Origin of the sequence: Herbaspirillum aquaticum (assembly GCF_002213425.1) — a bacterium.
Classification (GTDB): Bacteria; Pseudomonadota; Gammaproteobacteria; order Burkholderiales; family Burkholderiaceae_D; genus Herbaspirillum; species Herbaspirillum aquaticum.
Window position 1 is genome coordinate 99,117 of sequence record NZ_NJGV01000001.1, and the last position, 16,242, is coordinate 115,358.

The window sequence follows — 16,242 nt, forward strand, 5'->3', positions numbered from 1 at the left end:
ACTGCGTACATAAAGTGTCTGATGCGATGCAAAAAGCTGCACGCTCTCAGGCACAATCATGAAAACAAGATCACCCAGTCCATTTTTCTTTTTGAGGAGTCCAGCATGACGCAACTGAAGCTGCCCACCGGCATGGAAATCTCCGGCGAGATCAAGCCGGGTTACGAGAACGTCCTGACCTTTGAAGCCCTGTCGCTGGTCGCCAAGCTCTCGCGCGCCTTCGAAAGCCGCCGCCAGGAACTGCTGGCCGCCCGTGCCGAGCGCGTCAAGCGCCTGGACGCCGGCGAGCGCCCCGACTTCCTGAAGGAAACCGAATCCATCCGCACCGGCGACTGGAAGATCGCCCCCATTCCCGAGGCGCTGAAGTGCCGCCGCGTGGAAATCACCGGCCCGGTCGAGCGCAAGATGGTCATCAACGCCTTCAACTCGGGCGCCGACAGCTACATGACCGACTTCGAGGATTCCAACTCCCCGGTCTGGGACAACCAGATCAGTGGCCAGATCAACCTGTATGACGCCATCCGCCGCACCATCTCGCTGGAATCGAACGGCAAGAGCTACAAGCTCAACGACAAGATCGCCACCCTGGTGGTGCGTCCGCGCGGCTGGCACCTGGATGAAAAGCACGTCACCATCGACGGCAAGCGCATCTCCGGCGGCATCTTCGACTTCGCCCTGTTCCTGTTCCACAATGCCAAGGAACAGCTGGCGCGCGGCGCCGGTCCGTACTTCTATCTGCCCAAGATGGAATCGCACCTCGAAGCCCGCCTGTGGAACGACATCTTCGTGATGGCCCAGAACGAAATCGGCCTGCCGCAAGGCACCATCAAGGCCACCGTGCTGATCGAGACCATCACCGCCGCCTTCGAGATGGAAGAAATCCTCTACGAACTGCGCGAGCACAGCGCTGGCCTGAATGCCGGCCGCTGGGATTACATCTTCTCCTGCATCAAGAAGTTCAAGAACGACAAGGACTTCTGCCTGGCCGATCGCGCCAAGGTCACCATGACCTCGCCCTTCATGCGCGCTTACGCGCTGCTGCTGCTGAAGACCTGCCACAAGCGCGGCGCGCCGGCCATCGGCGGCATGAGTGCGCTGATCCCGATCAAGAACGATCCGGAAAAGAACGCCATCGCCATGCAGGGCATCATCAACGACAAGCGCCGCGATGCGACCGACGGTTACGACGGCGGCTGGGTGGCCCACCCGGGCCTGGTCGAAGCCTCCATGAAGGAATTCGTGGCCGTGCTGGGCGACAAGCCCAACCAGTTCGAGAAGCAGCGTCCGGACGTCGAAGTGAAGGCGGCTGACCTGCTGAACTTCCAGCCGGAAACCCCGATCACCGAAGCCGGCCTGCGCTACAACATCAACGTCGGCATCCACTACCTGGGTGCCTGGCTGGCCGGCAACGGCTGCGTGCCCATCCACAACCTGATGGAAGATGCGGCCACCGCCGAAATCAGCCGTGCGCAGGTGTGGCAGTGGATCCGCAGCGCCAAGGGCAACCTGGAAGACGGCCGCAAGGTCACCGCTGACATGGTGCGCGCGATGATCCCGGAAGAGCTGGCCAAGGTGAAGCAAGTGGCAGGCGATGGCCCGACCTATGACCGCGCCGCCAAGATCTTTGAAGAAATGTCCACTTCCGAGACCTTCGCCGAGTTCCTGACGCTGCCGCTGTACGAAGAAATCTGATTCAGATCCGCTTCAGTTGAAATGAAAATCCCCGCCACTCACAAGAGGGCGGGGATTTTTTTGTGCCCATCGCTTCACGTTGCGAAAGTACGAAAGTAGGAAAGTAGGAAAGTACGAAAGCAAGAAAGTGAAGGACGAAAAAAATCCCCGACGAGTCGGGGATTTTTTATCAGCTTGAAAAGCTTAAGCAGCCGGAACGATGTTCGAAGCTTGCTTGCCCTTCGGGCCGGTGGTCACTTCGAAGGAAACGCGTTGGTTTTCCTTCAGGGACTTGAAGCCATTCGATTGAATAGCCGAGAAGTGAGCGAACAGATCTTCGCCACCTTCATCGGGAGTGATGAAACCAAAACCCTTTGCATCGTTGAACCACTTGACGGTACCAGTTGCCATTACGGACTCCTAAATTTAATTGATTGGGGCTTGCGCCCGGCTCTTTATCGTTACTCGGGAGGAATGACAGCGAAGAACCGCACTACCAGCTCGAATCCTAACGACGCGACGATTATACTCATTAAATCGAGAATGCAAGCCATTTTCGGCACGAAAGTTCAATTAAAAGTTTTAATGGTTTTTTTCGGTGCTTTAGATTTCCATGCATGCCGGGAAATGGTGCAATCCGTCGCCCGCAATCCCTTGTCTGGTGCGGCTTTCGGCGTGTCAGGCGATGTCCTACGAGGTCCTGTCCGTCAGTTTCTGACAGGCCGTTTCAGCCGTTTTGGCGGTGGATCAGCACAACCGCTTCGGTGGCAATCCCTTCTTCACGGCCCAAAAATCCCATTTTTTCGTTGGTTTTCGCCTTGATGTTGACTTGCCCCTCGGTAATCCCGAGGTCGGCCGCAACGTTGGCGACCATGACCGGGATATGCGGCGCCATCTTGGGCGCCTGCGCGATGATGGTGGCATCCACGTTGCCCACGGCGTAGCCGGCGGCAGCCAGCCGCTTGGCGGCTTCGCGCAGCAGCACGCGCGAGTCGGCGCCCTTGAATTGCGGGTCGGTATCGGGGAAATGGCGGCCGATGTCGCCCAGCGCGGCAGCGCCGAAGAGCGCGTCGGTGATGGCGTGCAGCAGCGCATCGGCATCCGAATGACCCAGCAGGCCCTTTTTGTGCGGGATGGTGACGCCACCCAGGATCAGCGGGCGGCCTTCCACCAGGGCGTGGCAGTCATAGCCCTGGCCGATACGGAAGGGGAAGGGTGAAGAAGCGTTCATGCGTGCGGACCTTTCAGGAAGAATTCGGCCAGCGCGGCGTCCTGCGCCAGCGTGACCTTCAGATTGCGGGGGCTGCCCTCTACCAGGCGGGGACGCAAGCCCAGCATCTCGATGGCACTGGCGTCGTCGGTGATCTCGCCCAGGCGGCCTTGGGCTTGTGCCTGCTGCAAGGCGCGCTGCAGCAGGGCATAGGGAAACATCTGCGGGGTCTGCGCCGCCCAGAGGCCCGCGCGCGGGACGGTCTCCTGCGAGCGGGCAGGGGTGCCGCCATCGCCGCGCTTCAAGGTGTCGACAACCGGCACGGCCAACAGGCCACCGACTTCGTCGCCTGCCAGCGCATCGAGAAGACGGTCCAGCAGCGCCGCATCCAACCCGGGACGGGCAGCGTCATGGACCAGCACCCGGTCAGCGTCGGCGACCTGGTCACGGATGGCGTTGAGGCCATTGAAGACGCTGTCCTGGCGCGTTGGTCCGCCGACCCGCAGGATGCTCACGCGTTGCAACAAATCCTGCGTCATCAGGGAGTCAATCCAGCCATCTTCGGCACTGACCACTACATAGGTATGCGCAATGCGTGCATGGGCCGCGAAGGTCTGCAGCGCATGCAGCAGCATGGGGCGGCCTGCCAGCGGCATGTATTGCTTGGGGATCTGGCCGCCCATGCGCGCGCCCACGCCTGCGGCGGGGATGAGCGCAACGTGGCGGGACGGGGAAGAGGCGGACTGCGAAGGGTTCATGCCATGCACCTGGCCCGGCGCCCGCCTGGCGGCGGCTTGCGATGGGGCCTTCGTTTATAATGGGAGGCTGAATTCTAATGCCAATCCCTTGCAAGCGACCGGCATTTTGCGGCGCTGCCAGCACGGCCGCCGCCACCGGGCCTGCGCCGTTGCTCTACTCGAATCAAGTCCAAACCAAGCCGATCCTCCCGATCCTGATGTCTTTTGACCCGAAAAAAAGCCTGCCCAAGGCAGGTGTGCGTTTCCAGCCTCCCGCCGTGCACGGTTCCGCCGATGCCTATCTGCTGGCCCAGGCCGCGCTGGCCCTGAAGGCCGAAGGCCGCATGCTGGCCGTGGTGGTGGCCGGGGCCACCGATGCCCAGCGCCTGCTGGCTGAAATCCCCTGGTTCCAGCCCAAGGACGGCGAGCGCCTGCGCTGCCACCTGCTCCCGGACTGGGAAACACTGCCCTACGACGCCTTCTCGCCGCACCAGGACCTGGTCTCCGAACGCCTGGCCACGCTCTATGAAGTGCAGTCCGGCCAGTGCGACCTGCTGATCGTGCCGGCCACCACGGCCTTGTTGCGCATGGCACCGCCGCAGTTCCTGGCGGCTTATACCTTCTTCTTCAAGCAGGGTGAAAAACTCGACGAGGGCAAGCTGAAGTCCCAGCTCACCCTGGCCGGTTACACCCACGTGGGCCAGGTGATGTCGCCGGGCGAATATTCGGTGCGCGGCGGCCTGATCGACATCTTCCCCATGGGCTCGGTGCTGCCGTACCGGCTGGACCTGTTCGGCGACACCATCGAGACCATCCGCACTTTCGACGCCGATACCCAGCGCTCGCTCTATCCGGTGCCCGAAGTCCGCCTGCTGCCGGGCCGCGAATTCCCCATGGATGAGGCCTCGCGCCTGGCCTTCCGCAATCGCTGGCGCGAAGTGTTCGAGGGCGATCCCTCGCGCTCGGCCATCTACAAGGACATCGGCAACGGCATCGCCTCGGCGGGCATCGAATACTACCTGCCGCTGTTCTTCGAAGAGACGGCTACGCTCTTCCAGTACCTGCCGGCCAATGCCATGTTCGCCACCGTCGGCGACATCGAACAGGCCATCAAACGCTTCTGGAGCGATACCCGCTCGCGTTGGACCTTCCTTCATGCCGACCGCGAGCGCCCGGTGCTGGAGCCGCGCGCCATCTACCTGGACGATGAAGATTTCTTCACCCTGCTGAAACCCCACGCCCGCTGGGTGCTCAAGACCGATGATGCGCCTTCGGCCATCTCGGCTCCGCTACCCAACATCGCCGTCAACCGCCGTGCGGAAGATCCGCTGGTCAACCTGCGCAGCTTCCTGCTCAAGGGCGCCGAGCGCGTGCTGATCTGTGCCGAGAGCAATGGCCGGCGTGAAACCCTGCAGCAATATTTTGCGGAATACGACTTGCATCCGGCGCTGTGCGACGACTGGAACGGTTTCCTTTCCAGCACTGAGCCGCTGATGCTGGGCGTGGCCCCGCTGCACGCAGGTTTCGTCACCGCCGCTGGCCTGGCGCTGATCACCGAGACCGAGCTGTACGCCGGCAGCGGCCGCCGCGCCGGCAGCCGCAAGCAGCAGGCCGCCACCGATGTGGAATACATGGTGCGCGACCTGTCGGAACTGAAGATCGGTGACCCGGTGGTCCACAGCAGCCACGGCATCGGCCGCTACATGGGCCTGGTCAGCATGGACCTGGGGGAGGGCGAGACCGAGTTCCTGCACCTGGAATATGCCAAGGAGACCAAGCTCTACGTGCCGGTGTCGCAACTGCACGTGATCTCGCGTTACTCCGGCGCCTCGCCGGAAGATGCGCCGCTGCATGCGTTGGGCTCGGGCCAGTGGGAAAAGGCCAAACGCAAGGCCGCCCAGCAGGTGCGGGATACCGCCGCCGAACTGCTGAACCTGTACGCCCGCCGAGCGCTGCGCCAGGGCCATGCCTTCCAGTATTCGGCGCATGACTATGAAGCTTTCGCCGACAGTTTCGGTTTCGAGGAAACGGCCGACCAGGCCGCCGCCATCAATGCCGTCATCAAGGACATGACCGGTGGCAAGCCCATGGACCGCCTCATCTGCGGCGACGTCGGCTTCGGCAAGACCGAAGTGGCCTTGCGTGCCGCCTTCGTGGCGGTGATGGGCGGCAAGCAGGTCGCCATTCTCGCTCCGACTACGCTGCTGGCCGAACAGCATGCCGCCACCTTCGCGGACCGCTTCGCCAACTGGCCGGTCAAGATTGCCGAACTGTCGCGCTTCCGCACCGGCAAGGAAGTCACGCAAGCCATCAAGGGCCTGGGTGATGGCACCATCGATATCGTCATCGGTACCCACAAGCTGCTCTCCGATGAGGTGAAGTTCTCGCGCCTGGGCCTGGTCATCATCGATGAAGAACATCGTTTCGGTGTGCGCCAGAAGGAAGCCCTGAAGTCGCTGCGCGCCGAGGTGGATGTCTTGACGCTGACCGCCACGCCGATCCCGCGGACCCTGGGCATGGCGCTGGAAGGCCTGCGCGATTTCTCGGTGATCGCCACCGCGCCGCAGAAGCGCCTGGCCATCAAGACCTTCGTGCGCGCCGAGCAGGAATCGACCATCCGCGAAGCCTGCCTGCGCGAGTTGAAACGCGGCGGCCAGGTCTACTTCCTGCACAACGAAGTGGAAACCATTGCCAACCGCAAGGCCGCGCTGGAGCAGCTGTTGCCGGAAGCCCGCATCGGTGTGGCGCACGGCCAGATGCACGAGCGCGACCTGGAAAAGGTGATGCGCGACTTCGTGGCGCAGCGCTTCAACATCCTGCTCTGTACCACCATCATCGAGACCGGCATCGACGTGCCGACCGCCAACACCATCATCATGCATCGCGCCGACAAGTTCGGCCTGGCGCAGCTGCACCAGTTGCGTGGCCGGGTCGGCCGTTCGCACCACCAGGCCTATGCCTACCTGCTGGTGCAGGATGTGCAGGGCTTGTCCAAGCAGGCGCAGCGCCGGCTGGAAGCCATCCAGCAGATGGAGGAGCTGGGCAGCGGCTTCTATCTCGCCATGCACGACCTGGAAATCCGTGGTGCCGGCGAGGTGCTGGGCGATCACCAGTCGGGCGAGATCCACGAGATCGGTTTCCAGATGTATTCGGACATGTTGAACGAGGCCGTGCGCGCCCTGAAGGATGGACGCGAACCGGACCTGGCGGCGCCGCTCTCGACCACCACCGAGATCAACCTGCATGCCCCCGCCTTGCTGCCCAATGACTTCTGCGGCGATGTGCATGAACGCCTCTCGCTCTACAAGCGCTTCGCCAACTGCGAGAAGGCCGATGCCATCGATGCCTTGCAGGAAGAACTGATCGACCGCTTCGGCAAGCTGCCTGATGCCGCCAAGGCCTTGATCGAAACGCACCGCCTGCGCATTGCCGCCAAGCCGCTGGGCATCATCAAGATCGATGCGCATTCGGAAGCGGCGCTGTTGCAGTTCGTTCCCAATCCGCCGATCGACGCCATGCGCATCATCGAGCTGGTTCAGAAGAACCGCCAGGTCAAGCTCAATGGCCCGGACAAGCTGCGCATCACGGCCAGCATGCCGGACCTCAATGCCCGCGTGCAGCAGGTCAAGGCGACCATGAAGGCGCTTACCGGCTGAACCGCTTCCCGGCCGCGCATTACCGAATCCCACCGCATCCATGAATCAACAGAACAACATGAACCTGATCCTGCAAGCCCCCAAGCACCACGCTGTTTCTTCTTCGGCCATCGAGACCATTGCGGAGTTGGCCGGTGGCCGCGCCGAACGCATCAGCGATAGCCGCGTACCGGAGGCCGACGCCTGGCGCGTGGCTGGCGTAAGCCAGAGCGATGCACTCAAGGCCAGCATCGATGCGGCTTGCCTGCAGGCGCGCCTGGACTATGCCTTCATCGAAGAGGGTCGCAAGCTGTCCGATTTCCGCCTGGTGGCGATGGACATGGATTCCACCCTCATCACCATCGAATGCATCGACGAGATCGCCGACATGCAGGGGTTGAAGCCGCAGGTGGCCGAGATCACCGAAGCCGCCATGCGCGGCGAGATCGAGTTCAACGAAAGCCTGACCCGCCGCGTGGCATTGCTCAGGGGCCTGGATGCGGGTGCGCTGCAGCGGGTCTACGATGAACGCCTGCAGTTGTCCTTGGGCGCGGAAAACATGCTCAAGGCAGTGCAGGCCGCAGGCCTGAAGACGCTGCTGGTCTCGGGCGGCTTCACTTTCTTCACCGACCGCATGAAGGCACGCCTGAACCTGGACTACACCCACGCCAACACCCTGGAAGTGGCCGACGGCAAGCTCACCGGCAAGGTGGTCGGCGGCATCGTCAATGCCGATGAGAAGCGTTCGACGGTGGAGCGTATCTGCCGCGAGATTGGTGCCGAACCGGGCCAGGCCATCGTCATGGGCGATGGTGCGAATGACCTGCGCATGATGGGCATCGCGGGCCTGTCGGTGGCCTTCCGCGCCAAGCCGGTGGTGCGTGCCCAGGCCAGTGTGGGCTTGAATTTCGTGGGACTGGACGGCATCTTGAATCTGCTGGCCTGACCTCGGGGCCGGTTTTCCCTCACTTCAGGAGACACGATGAACCAGGAACTGGTATTCGATCCGCAGACCCAGACCGGCCGAGACCTGGTCTGGTGGCTCTATCTGGCGCATGCCGCCTGCCTGGTATTTTCGCTGGGCATGTTGTCCTGGCTGCCCCTGATCGTCAATTACCTCAAGCGCGGCGACGTGCGCGAGACCTTCCTCTACACGCACCATCGCTGGCAGATCCGTTCCTTCTGGTGGTACCTGTTCTGGCTGTTCGCCGGCGGCGTGCTGTGGGCGACGGTGATCGGCATTCCCGTGGCGATCCTGGTATTCTCGCTGGCCTGGATCTGGAAAGCCTACCGGCTCATCAAGGGCTTCCTCGACCTGCAGGACAACAAGCCCATGCCGGTCTGATGCGGCACTTGGCCGCTTCCTGCGCTCAACGGCACCTTCGGGTGCCGTTTTTGTTTCCTTCGGGCAAAGAAAGCTTGCGCAAGGGATAATAGTGATATTGAAAGATTTCAATGATAATCTCGAAGTATTACTAGATAGCATTAGAGCTAGAACCCAGCGAACTTTCGTTCACGCGCGCCCCTCTGCGAGCGCCGGGGCGGGGACGCTCACTCCAAAGGGGGAAACCTGCGCATGAAGAACTGGACGATCAAGCAACGCATCCTCGGGAGCTTCGGGCTCATCCTGCTGCTCATGGCCGTCATGGCCGGGATTTCAGCGGTCAACCTGGGGCGCATAGAGAAGAGTGCGACGGCCTTGCGCGAGGACTCCACCCCAGGCCTTTACTACAGTACCCAGATCAACGCCGCCTGGTATGAAAACCTGCTGATGACCCAGCAGATCATCCAGATCGATACCAGCGAGGCCGAGCGCCAGGCCGACCTGGCCCTGCTGCGCCGCAACGCCGAGCGCCTGGACCGCCTCCAGGAAGATTACGACAAGACCATCTTCAGCGATGGCGACCGCAAGCTCTTCGAGCAATTCAAGGAAACGCGGCAGAAGTATCGCGCCATCGTCAGCGAAGTCTTGAAGATGGAGTTCAGCCAGCGCGCCCCCATCGACAAGATCGTCAATGACCAGATCCGTCCGCAATGGCGCACCGGCTACCAGTTGACACAGCGCATGGTCGACACCAACAAGGCCATTGCCGACGACGCCGCCCAGCGTATCGGCGACGCCGTCAACTCGGCCCAGTTCACCCTGATGACGGCGCTCATGGCCGCGCTGCTGGTGGCGCTGGTGTGTGGTTTCTTCCTGATGCGCGCCATCAACGAACCGCTGCAGAAGCTCATGGGCCTGCTCGACATCATGCGTTCGGGCGACTTCTCGCGCCGCGTGGCGCTGGACCGCAACGATGAATTCGGCATCCTAGGCAATGGTTTTGACCGCATGACCGATGAACTGACCGCGCTGGTCTCGCAGGCTCAGAAGTCCTCGGCGCGCGTGGCCACCTCGGTCACCGAGATCGCCGCCACCGCCCGCCAGCAACAGGCCACCGCCGCCGAAACGGCCGCCACCACCACCGAGATCGGCGCCACCTCGCGCGAGATCCATGCGACCTCGCGTGACCTGGTGCGCACCATGAATGAAGTGTCGGTGGTCTCCGAACAGACTTCGGCGCTGGCCGGCAGCGGCCAGGCGGGCTTGACCCGCATGGGCGACACCATGCAGAACGTGATGGACGCGGCCGGTTCGGTCAGCGCCAAACTGGCCATCCTCAACGAGAAGGCGGGCAACATCAACCAGGTCGTCACCACCATTACCAAGGTGGCTGACCAGACCAACCTGCTGTCGCTGAACGCCGCCATCGAGGCCGAGAAGGCCGGCGAGCATGGTCGTGGCTTCTCGGTAGTGGCCACCGAGATCCGCCGGCTGGCCGACCAGACTGCCGTGGCCACCTACGACATCGAAGTCATGGTCAAGGAAATCCAGTCGGCCGTGGCGGCCGGCGTGATGGGCATGGACAAGTTCTCCGACCAGGTCCGGCGCGGCATGCAGGATGTACAGACTGCCGGCAGCCAGCTCTCGCAGATCATTGCGCAGGTGCAGGCGCTGGCACCGCGCTTCCAGATCGTCAACGAAGGCATGCAGGCCCAGGCCAGCAGCGCCGAGCAGATCAACCAGGCGCTGGTGCAGCTCTCCGAGGCGGCCCAGCAGACGGTGGAGTCGCTGCAGCAATCGAGCCAGGCCATCGACGAACTCAATGTGGTCTCCAATGAATTGCGCAATGGTGTTTCGCGCTTCAAGGTGACGGACTGAGCACCGGACCGGTCCAGCCCAGCGTGCTCATGAGCCAGTCCCTGCATCTGCTGTTCTCCCTCGGGGAAGAGCGCTACGCCTTGCCCACCACTGCGGTGGCGATGGTGCTGCCGCTGACGCCCTGCAAATCGCTGCCCGGGGCACCCGCATGGGTGGCTGGCCTGCTGCCGCACGGCCGCAGCCACGTTCCCGTGATCGACCTGTCCATGCTGGCATTGGGGCGGCCCGCCCCCGCCCGGGCGAGCACCCGCCTGGTGCTGGTGCATTACCAGGGCAGCCTGGCGGCACCGGTGTTGCTGGGCCTGATCCTGGAGCAGGCGACCGATACCCTGCGCATCGACCCGGCCGACTTCGCACCTGCGGCCATCCGCAATGACGGCGCACCTTACCTCGGGCCGGTCCTGCCCTACCAGGGCGGCCTGCTGCAGCGGGTGGAAGTGGGGGAACTGCTCGATCCGGCCGCATGCGCCTTGCTCTATCCCGAGGTGCTGGCATGAAGACCCTGCCGCTGATCGCTGACAAGCTCAAGGCCGCCATGGGACTGGACATCGCCACTGTTGGCAGCAGCCTCATCGAGCGCGTGGTGCGCGAGCGCATGGCCGCGCTGGCCATCGACGACGATGGCCTCTATCTGGCACGCCTGCAAGCGTCGGCGGAGGAGCTGCAGGCCCTGATCGAACTGGCCGTGGTGCCGGAGACCTGGTTCTTCCGTGACCGCGAAGCCATCCTGGCCACAGCCCGCCTGGCGCGCGAACGGCTGGCATCGCAGCCAGGCCACCCGGTGCGCATCCTGAGCGTGCCGTGCTCTACCGGTGAAGAGCCGTATTCGCTGGCCATGGCCCTGCTGGAGGCGGGCGTGATGCCGTCACAGTTCGTCATCGAAGCCTACGACATCCGTACCCGCTCTCTGGAGATCGCTGCCGCCGGGGTCTACGGCCGCAATTCCTTCCGGGGCCAGGACCTTGGATTCAGGGCTCGCCATTTCCTGCCCGTGGAGCAAGGCTGGCAATTGAGTGAAGCGATCCGCCAGCAAGTGCGCTTTGCCCCCGGCAATCTGCTGGCCCCGGATTTCTTGCGGCAGGCAGCACCCTACGATTTCATTTTCTGCCGCAATGTGCTGATCTACTTCGAACGCGATGTGCAGCGCCAGGTCGTGACCCTGCTGGAGCGCCTCATGCAGGCCGGCAGCGTGATCTTCGTCGGTCCGGCCGAAGGCGGCATCCTGCTCAGTCCACGTCTGGAGTCGGCCGGCATTGCCCTGGCCTTTGGCTTTCGCAAGCGGGAGGCGGCCGAGCGGCCAGCCTGGCATCGTGCGATGGGGGCGGCGCCGCTGCCACCCTTGGCGCAGCCCGGTGTGCCGGGCGCGCCGCGTCCGCTCACGCCGCCGGCTTTCGCGACGGCAGGCGTGCAGCCCTTCGCAGCCCCTGCGGCGGCGCCGCTTTGCGCAAGCCGCCAGCCCTTGCTGGAGCGTGCCCGAGTACTGGCCGATGAGGGGCAGCTCGCGCAGGCTGCCGGCTTGTGCGAGCAAGCCATGGCCGAGCAGGGACCCAGTGCCGAAGCCTTTTACCTGCAAGGCCTGATCCACGATGCCGGGGGAGACATCGAACAGGCCCAGCGCTGCTATCGCAAGGTGCTTTATTTGGCACCGCGTCACCAGGCCGCCTTGCTGCAACTGGCCGCCTTGCTGCAGGCCCAGGGCGACGCGGCGGGTGCCGATCGCCTGCGCCAGCGTGCTGGCCGTGTGACGGCGAGCGAGGAGCCGCATCATGGCTGAACTGAGCGTGACATCATCCGGCACGACGCTGGAGGCCTGCTGGAGCCGCATCGGTACCAAGGGCGATGGCAGCTGCCCCGAGCTGGCTCATCACATCCGCTGCCTGAACTGCCCGACCTTTGCCCGCGCCGCATTGCTTCAGCTTGATCGCGTGGAGGCCTCCGATGAAGTGGCGCAGCGATGGCTGCACGCGGGGATGGCGATGGAAGAGGTGCAAGAAGATCAGGCGACACTGGCCTCGGCGCTGGTGGTGCGCATCGCCGGCGAATGGCTGGCCATTGCCACGTCGGTGGTGCAGGAAGTGACCGGGGCGCGGCCGCTGCACAGCCTGCCGCACCAGCGCAACAGCGCCATCGCCGGCGTGCTCAATATTCGCGGTGCATTGCGCATCTGTGTGTCGCTGGCGCAGCTGTTCCAGCTGCCGGCACAGACATCGGCTCGGCATCTGCTGGTGGCGGCCCATGAAGGGCAGGTGCTGGTGTTCCCGGTGGAAGAGGTGGCCGGTGTGCACCGCTACCGGCATGACAGCCTGGCCCCGGTACCGACCACGCTGGCGCAGGCGGCCATCCAGTACACACGCGGCATGGTGGAGTGGCGCGGCCGTCCCATCGGCTTGCTTGACCATGAATTGTTGTTCTACGTACTCAACCGGAGCATGACATGAGTACGCCCGATCTCAGCCAGATGTCCATGCTGGACCTGTTCCGCTTCGAGGCGGAAAGCCAGATCTCCCAGCTCAATACCAGCCTGTTGGCCCTGGAGCAGCAGCCGACGGCCGCCGAACACCTGGAAGCCTGCATGAGGGCCGGCCACTCGCTCAAGGGCGCAGCGCGCATCGTCGGCCTGGAAGCCGCGGTCAAGGTGGCCCACGTGCTGGAGGACTGCTTCGTGCTGGCGCAGCAGGGCAAGCTGCTGCTGGAGAAGAAACATATCGATGTGCTGCTGCACGGGGCCGACCTGCTGGGACGGATCGCCTCGCCACCGGACGGCGACGAGGCTTGGGCCGACCACGCCGGCAGTGCCGAGGTGCAGGCTTTCCTGCAAGCCTTGCCGGCGGTCATGAGTGGTGCAGACGCTCCCCCCTGGCCTGTGCCGACGGCCGCAATGCAGGAGGCCCGCGCCGCCGAGGCGGCCCCGCAGCCGGCACCGCCTGCGCCGTCGGCCGCAGCCACGGAGCCGGCGCAGCCTGTCGCAACGGCACCCAGCGTCAGCCAGGCTGCCGCCGCGCGCGCCGTGCGCGTGAGTGCGGACAGCCTGGACCGCCTCTTGAGCCTGACCGGTGAATCGCTGGTAGAGTCGCGCCGCCTGAAACCCTTCTCTGCCAGCATGTTGCGCATGAAGCGCGTGCAGCGCGAAGCCGTGCAGGCGCTGGACCTGCTGCAACAGAAATTGTCGTCCAGCCAGCTCGATGAATTTGCCCAGACCACGCTGGCCGAACTGCGTGCACTGATGCAAACCAACCAGCAACTGCTGGGTGAGCAATTGATTGCACTCGACGCCTTCGACCGGCGTTCGGTCAATCTCTCGCAACAGCTCTATGACGAGGCCCTGGCCTGCCGGATGCGGCCCTTTGCCGACGGCACTGGCGGCTTTGCGCGCATGGTGCGCGACGTCGGCCATGCGCTGGGCAAGTCGGTGCGGCTGGAGATCAGCGGCAACACCACGCAGATCGATCGCGACATCCTGGAGAAACTGGAAGCACCGCTGGGCCACCTGCTGCGCAATGCGGTCGACCATGGCATCGAGGACGCCGCTGCGCGCCGTGCCGCAGGAAAGCCGGAGCAGGGCGTGGTGCGACTGGAGGCGCGCCACAGTGCGGGCATGCTGATGATCGAGGTCGCCGATGACGGTGGCGGCATCGACCTGGACCGGTTACGCCGCACCGTCGTCGAGCGCGGCTTGTCTACCGAAGACATGGCCGCGCGCCTGTCCGACGCCGAATTGCTGGACTTCCTGCTATTGCCCAGCTTCAGCCTGCGCGACACCGTCACCGAGATTTCCGGGCGCGGCGTCGGCCTGGACGTGGTGGCGGACATGCTCAAGCAAGTGCGCGGCACGATCCGTATCACCACGCGCAAAGGGCAGGGCAGCCGCTTCCTGCTGCAGTTGCCGCTGACGCTGTCGGTGATCCGCAGCCTGTTGGTGGAGATCGCCGGTGAACCTTATGCGTTTCCGCTGGCCTACGTGAATCGGACCTTGCGTTTGCCGGCCGAGGACTTGCAGACCCTGGAGGGCTATCAGCACTTCAGCCACGCAGGCCGCCAGGTTGGCCTGGTCAGCGCACACCAGGTGCTGCAGCGCGGCCAGTGGCGCGCGCGGGATGGCAGCGTGTGCGTGGTGGTCATTGGCGAAGAGGAACACAGCTACGGTATCGCGGTCGATGCTTTCCTGGGCGAGCGCATGCTGGTGGTGCAACCGCTGGATGCGCGCCTGGGCAAGATCCCCGACATCCTGGCCGGGGCGCTGATGGAAGATGGCGCGCCCTTGCTGATCCTGGACGTGGCCGATCTGCTGCGCACCGTGGAAAAGCTGACCGCTTCCGGGCGCCTGCAGACGGTCGGCCAGGACAGCGCCGACCAGGCCGCCGTGACCGTGCGCAAGAAAGTGCTGGTGGTCGACGATTCGCTGACCGTGCGCGAGCTGGAACGCAAGTTGCTGGCCAACCGGGGCTACCAGGTCACGGTGGCCGTCGATGGCATGGATGGCTGGAACGCCGTGCGTGCCGAGCATTTCGACCTGGTCATCACTGATATCGACATGCCGCGCATGGATGGCATCGAGCTGGTCACCCTCATACGCGGCGCGCCGCAATTGCAGGCGTTGCCGGTGATGATCGTGTCCTACAAGGATCGTGAAGAAGATCGGCAGCGTGGCCTGGCGGCCGGCGCCGATCATTATTTCACCAAGAGCAGTTTCCATGACGAAAGCCTGTTGCAGGCCGTCACGGATTTGATTGGAGAGGCCACAACGTGAAGATCGGCATCGTCAACGACACCCCCATGATGGTGGAAGTGCTGCGCCGGGTGATTGCCGAATCCGCCCGCCATGAACTGATCTGGATCGCCCGCGACGGTGAGCAGGCCGTGCAGATGTGCGCCTGGCAATTGCCGGACGTGGTGCTGATGGATCTGCTCATGCCCAAGATGGATGGCGTGGAAGCCACGCGCCGCATCATGCAGGACACCCCTTGCCCCATCCTGGTGGTGACCTCCGACATGGATACCAGCGCCGCCAAGATCTATGAAGCCATGGGTCATGGAGCCCTCGACGCCACCCAGACCCCGGCGCTCATCGGTGCGGCCGGCAAGCGCGATGCGGCGGCACTGATCGAGAAGATCGACAACCTCGGGCGTTTGAGTCCCGACGACATGGCCGCGCCGGTGCGCCGCCCGGTACGCCCGCTGGCCCCGGCCGCCCATGGCGACCTGCCCCCGCTGGTGGCCATCGGCGCATCGGCTGGCGGTCCGGCGGCGCTCTCGACGCTGCTCAAGCAGGTGCCAAGCGAATTTGCGGGCAGCATCGTGATCGTGCAACACATCGATGCTGCCTTTGCGCCCGGCATGGCCCAATGGCTGCAGCAGCAGTCGGCCTTGCGCGTGCGCCTGGCGGTCGAAGGTGACCTGCCGCGCCGGGGAGAAGTCCTGCTGGCGGGCAGCAACCATCATCTCGTGTTCAAGGAAGGCAGCCGCCTGGGTTACGTCGACGGCGCGCCCACCGACGTCTACCGGCCCTCGGTCGACGCCTTCTTCCACAGCATCGTGCGGCACTGGGAAGGCAAGGCTACCGGCGTACTGCTCACCGGCATGGGCCGCGATGGTGCAGCGGGCTTGAAAGCCCTGCGTGAGAACGGCTATCACACCCTGGCGCAGGACCAGAAAAGCTGCGCCGTCTATGGCATGCCCAAGGCGGCCGTGGCGCTCAACGCCGCCGTCGAGGTCCTGCCGGTCAGTGCCATGGCGGCACGGCTGCAGGCGCTGCTGGCTGCAGCCTGACCCCATTGAAATGAAGGAAAG

At 64.0% G+C, this 16,242-nt stretch carries 13 protein-coding genes; 10 read left to right on the forward strand and 3 right to left on the reverse strand.

Annotation, left to right across the window (positions count from 1 at the left end):
* Positions 1-105: 105 nt before the first annotated feature.
* Positions 106-1,692, forward strand: a complete 1,587-nt coding sequence (aceB, locus tag CEJ45_RS00475) for a malate synthase A (protein ID WP_088753312.1) — start codon at positions 106-108, stop codon at positions 1,690-1,692.
* Positions 1,693-1,875: 183 nt separating this feature from the next.
* Here the strand turns inward: aceB and CEJ45_RS00480 are convergent, their stop codons facing one another.
* The 3 genes from CEJ45_RS00480 to ispD form a co-directional block, all read right to left on the reverse strand.
* Positions 1,876-2,082 (reverse strand): cold-shock protein, encoded by a 207-nt coding sequence (locus CEJ45_RS00480; protein WP_006464465.1) that lies wholly within the window; start codon positions 2,080-2,082, stop codon positions 1,876-1,878.
* Between the two features lie 316 nt (positions 2,083-2,398).
* Complete coding sequence (ispF, locus tag CEJ45_RS00485) at positions 2,399-2,902, reverse strand: 2-C-methyl-D-erythritol 2,4-cyclodiphosphate synthase (protein WP_088753313.1); 504 nt, start codon at positions 2,900-2,902, stop codon at positions 2,399-2,401.
* On the reverse strand, positions 2,899-3,639 hold the full coding sequence (gene ispD, locus CEJ45_RS00490) for a 2-C-methyl-D-erythritol 4-phosphate cytidylyltransferase (RefSeq protein WP_088753314.1): 741 nt from the start codon (positions 3,637-3,639) through the stop codon (positions 2,899-2,901). The genes ispF and ispD overlap by 4 nt, the downstream gene beginning before the upstream one ends.
* 197 nt (positions 3,640-3,836) lie before the next feature.
* Here ispD and mfd point away from each other — a divergent pair, with 197 nt between their 5' ends.
* The 9 genes from mfd (at position 3,837) to cheB (ending at position 16,221) form a co-directional block, all read left to right on the forward strand.
* On the forward strand, positions 3,837-7,274 hold the full coding sequence (mfd, locus tag CEJ45_RS00495) for a transcription-repair coupling factor (RefSeq protein ID WP_088753315.1): 3,438 nt from the start codon (positions 3,837-3,839) through the stop codon (positions 7,272-7,274).
* 40 nt (positions 7,275-7,314) lie between these two features.
* On the forward strand, positions 7,315-8,199 hold the full coding sequence (gene serB / locus CEJ45_RS00500; protein ID WP_088753316.1) for a phosphoserine phosphatase SerB: 885 nt from the start codon (positions 7,315-7,317) through the stop codon (positions 8,197-8,199).
* Positions 8,200-8,235: 36 nt separating this feature from the next.
* Positions 8,236-8,598, forward strand: coding sequence for a DUF4870 family protein (locus CEJ45_RS00505; RefSeq protein ID WP_088753317.1), 363 nt, complete (start codon positions 8,236-8,238; stop codon positions 8,596-8,598).
* Positions 8,599-8,829: 231 nt separating this feature from the next.
* Entirely contained in the window at positions 8,830-10,455 is a 1,626-nt protein-coding gene (locus tag CEJ45_RS00510) for a methyl-accepting chemotaxis protein (RefSeq protein WP_088753318.1), read from the forward strand.
* A gap of 29 nt (positions 10,456-10,484) precedes the next feature.
* Positions 10,485-10,952, forward strand: coding sequence for a chemotaxis protein CheW (locus CEJ45_RS00515; protein WP_088753319.1), 468 nt, complete (start codon positions 10,485-10,487; stop codon positions 10,950-10,952).
* A complete protein-coding gene (locus CEJ45_RS00520; protein ID WP_088753320.1) occupies positions 10,949-12,229 on the forward strand; it encodes a CheR family methyltransferase in 1,281 nt (426 codons plus the stop codon). The genes CEJ45_RS00515 and CEJ45_RS00520 overlap by 4 nt, the downstream gene beginning before the upstream one ends.
* Positions 12,222-12,893, forward strand: a complete 672-nt coding sequence (locus tag CEJ45_RS00525; RefSeq protein WP_088753321.1) for a chemotaxis protein CheW — start codon at positions 12,222-12,224, stop codon at positions 12,891-12,893. The genes CEJ45_RS00520 and CEJ45_RS00525 overlap by 8 nt, the downstream gene beginning before the upstream one ends.
* Positions 12,890-15,202 carry a hybrid sensor histidine kinase/response regulator gene (locus CEJ45_RS00530; RefSeq protein ID WP_088753322.1) on the forward strand — a complete coding sequence of 771 codons (2,313 nt, stop codon included), beginning with the start codon at positions 12,890-12,892 and terminating at the stop codon, positions 15,200-15,202. The genes CEJ45_RS00525 and CEJ45_RS00530 overlap by 4 nt, the downstream gene beginning before the upstream one ends.
* Positions 15,199-16,221, forward strand: a complete 1,023-nt coding sequence (gene cheB, locus CEJ45_RS00535) for a chemotaxis response regulator protein-glutamate methylesterase (RefSeq protein WP_088753323.1) — start codon at positions 15,199-15,201, stop codon at positions 16,219-16,221. The genes CEJ45_RS00530 and cheB overlap by 4 nt, the downstream gene beginning before the upstream one ends.
* The last annotated feature ends 21 nt before the right edge of the window (positions 16,222-16,242 follow it).

Bases quoted from the DNA above. Each gene is read 5' to 3' on its own strand.
- CEJ45_RS00505 (WP_088753317.1), top strand. From the start codon at position 8,236: ATGAACCAGGAACTGGTATTCGATCCGCAGACCCAGACCGGCCGAGAC.
- aceB (WP_088753312.1), top strand. From the start codon at position 106: ATGACGCAACTGAAGCTGCCCACCGGCATGGAAATCTCCGGCGAGATC.
- CEJ45_RS00515 (WP_088753319.1), top strand. From the start codon at position 10,485: ATGAGCCAGTCCCTGCATCTGCTGTTCTCCCTCGGGGAAGAGCGCTAC.
- serB (WP_088753316.1), top strand. From the start codon at position 7,315: ATGAATCAACAGAACAACATGAACCTGATCCTGCAAGCCCCCAAGCAC.
- mfd (WP_088753315.1), top strand. From the start codon at position 3,837: ATGTCTTTTGACCCGAAAAAAAGCCTGCCCAAGGCAGGTGTGCGTTTC.
- CEJ45_RS00530 (WP_088753322.1), top strand. From the start codon at position 12,890: ATGAGTACGCCCGATCTCAGCCAGATGTCCATGCTGGACCTGTTCCGC.
- CEJ45_RS00480 (WP_006464465.1), bottom strand. From the start codon at position 2,082: ATGGCAACTGGTACCGTCAAGTGGTTCAACGATGCAAAGGGTTTTGGT.
- ispD (WP_088753314.1), bottom strand. From the start codon at position 3,639: ATGAACCCTTCGCAGTCCGCCTCTTCCCCGTCCCGCCACGTTGCGCTC.
- ispF (WP_088753313.1), bottom strand. From the start codon at position 2,902: ATGAACGCTTCTTCACCCTTCCCCTTCCGTATCGGCCAGGGCTATGAC.
- CEJ45_RS00520 (WP_088753320.1), top strand. From the start codon at position 10,949: ATGAAGACCCTGCCGCTGATCGCTGACAAGCTCAAGGCCGCCATGGGA.
- CEJ45_RS00510 (WP_088753318.1), top strand. From the start codon at position 8,830: ATGAAGAACTGGACGATCAAGCAACGCATCCTCGGGAGCTTCGGGCTC.
- CEJ45_RS00525 (WP_088753321.1), top strand. From the start codon at position 12,222: ATGGCTGAACTGAGCGTGACATCATCCGGCACGACGCTGGAGGCCTGC.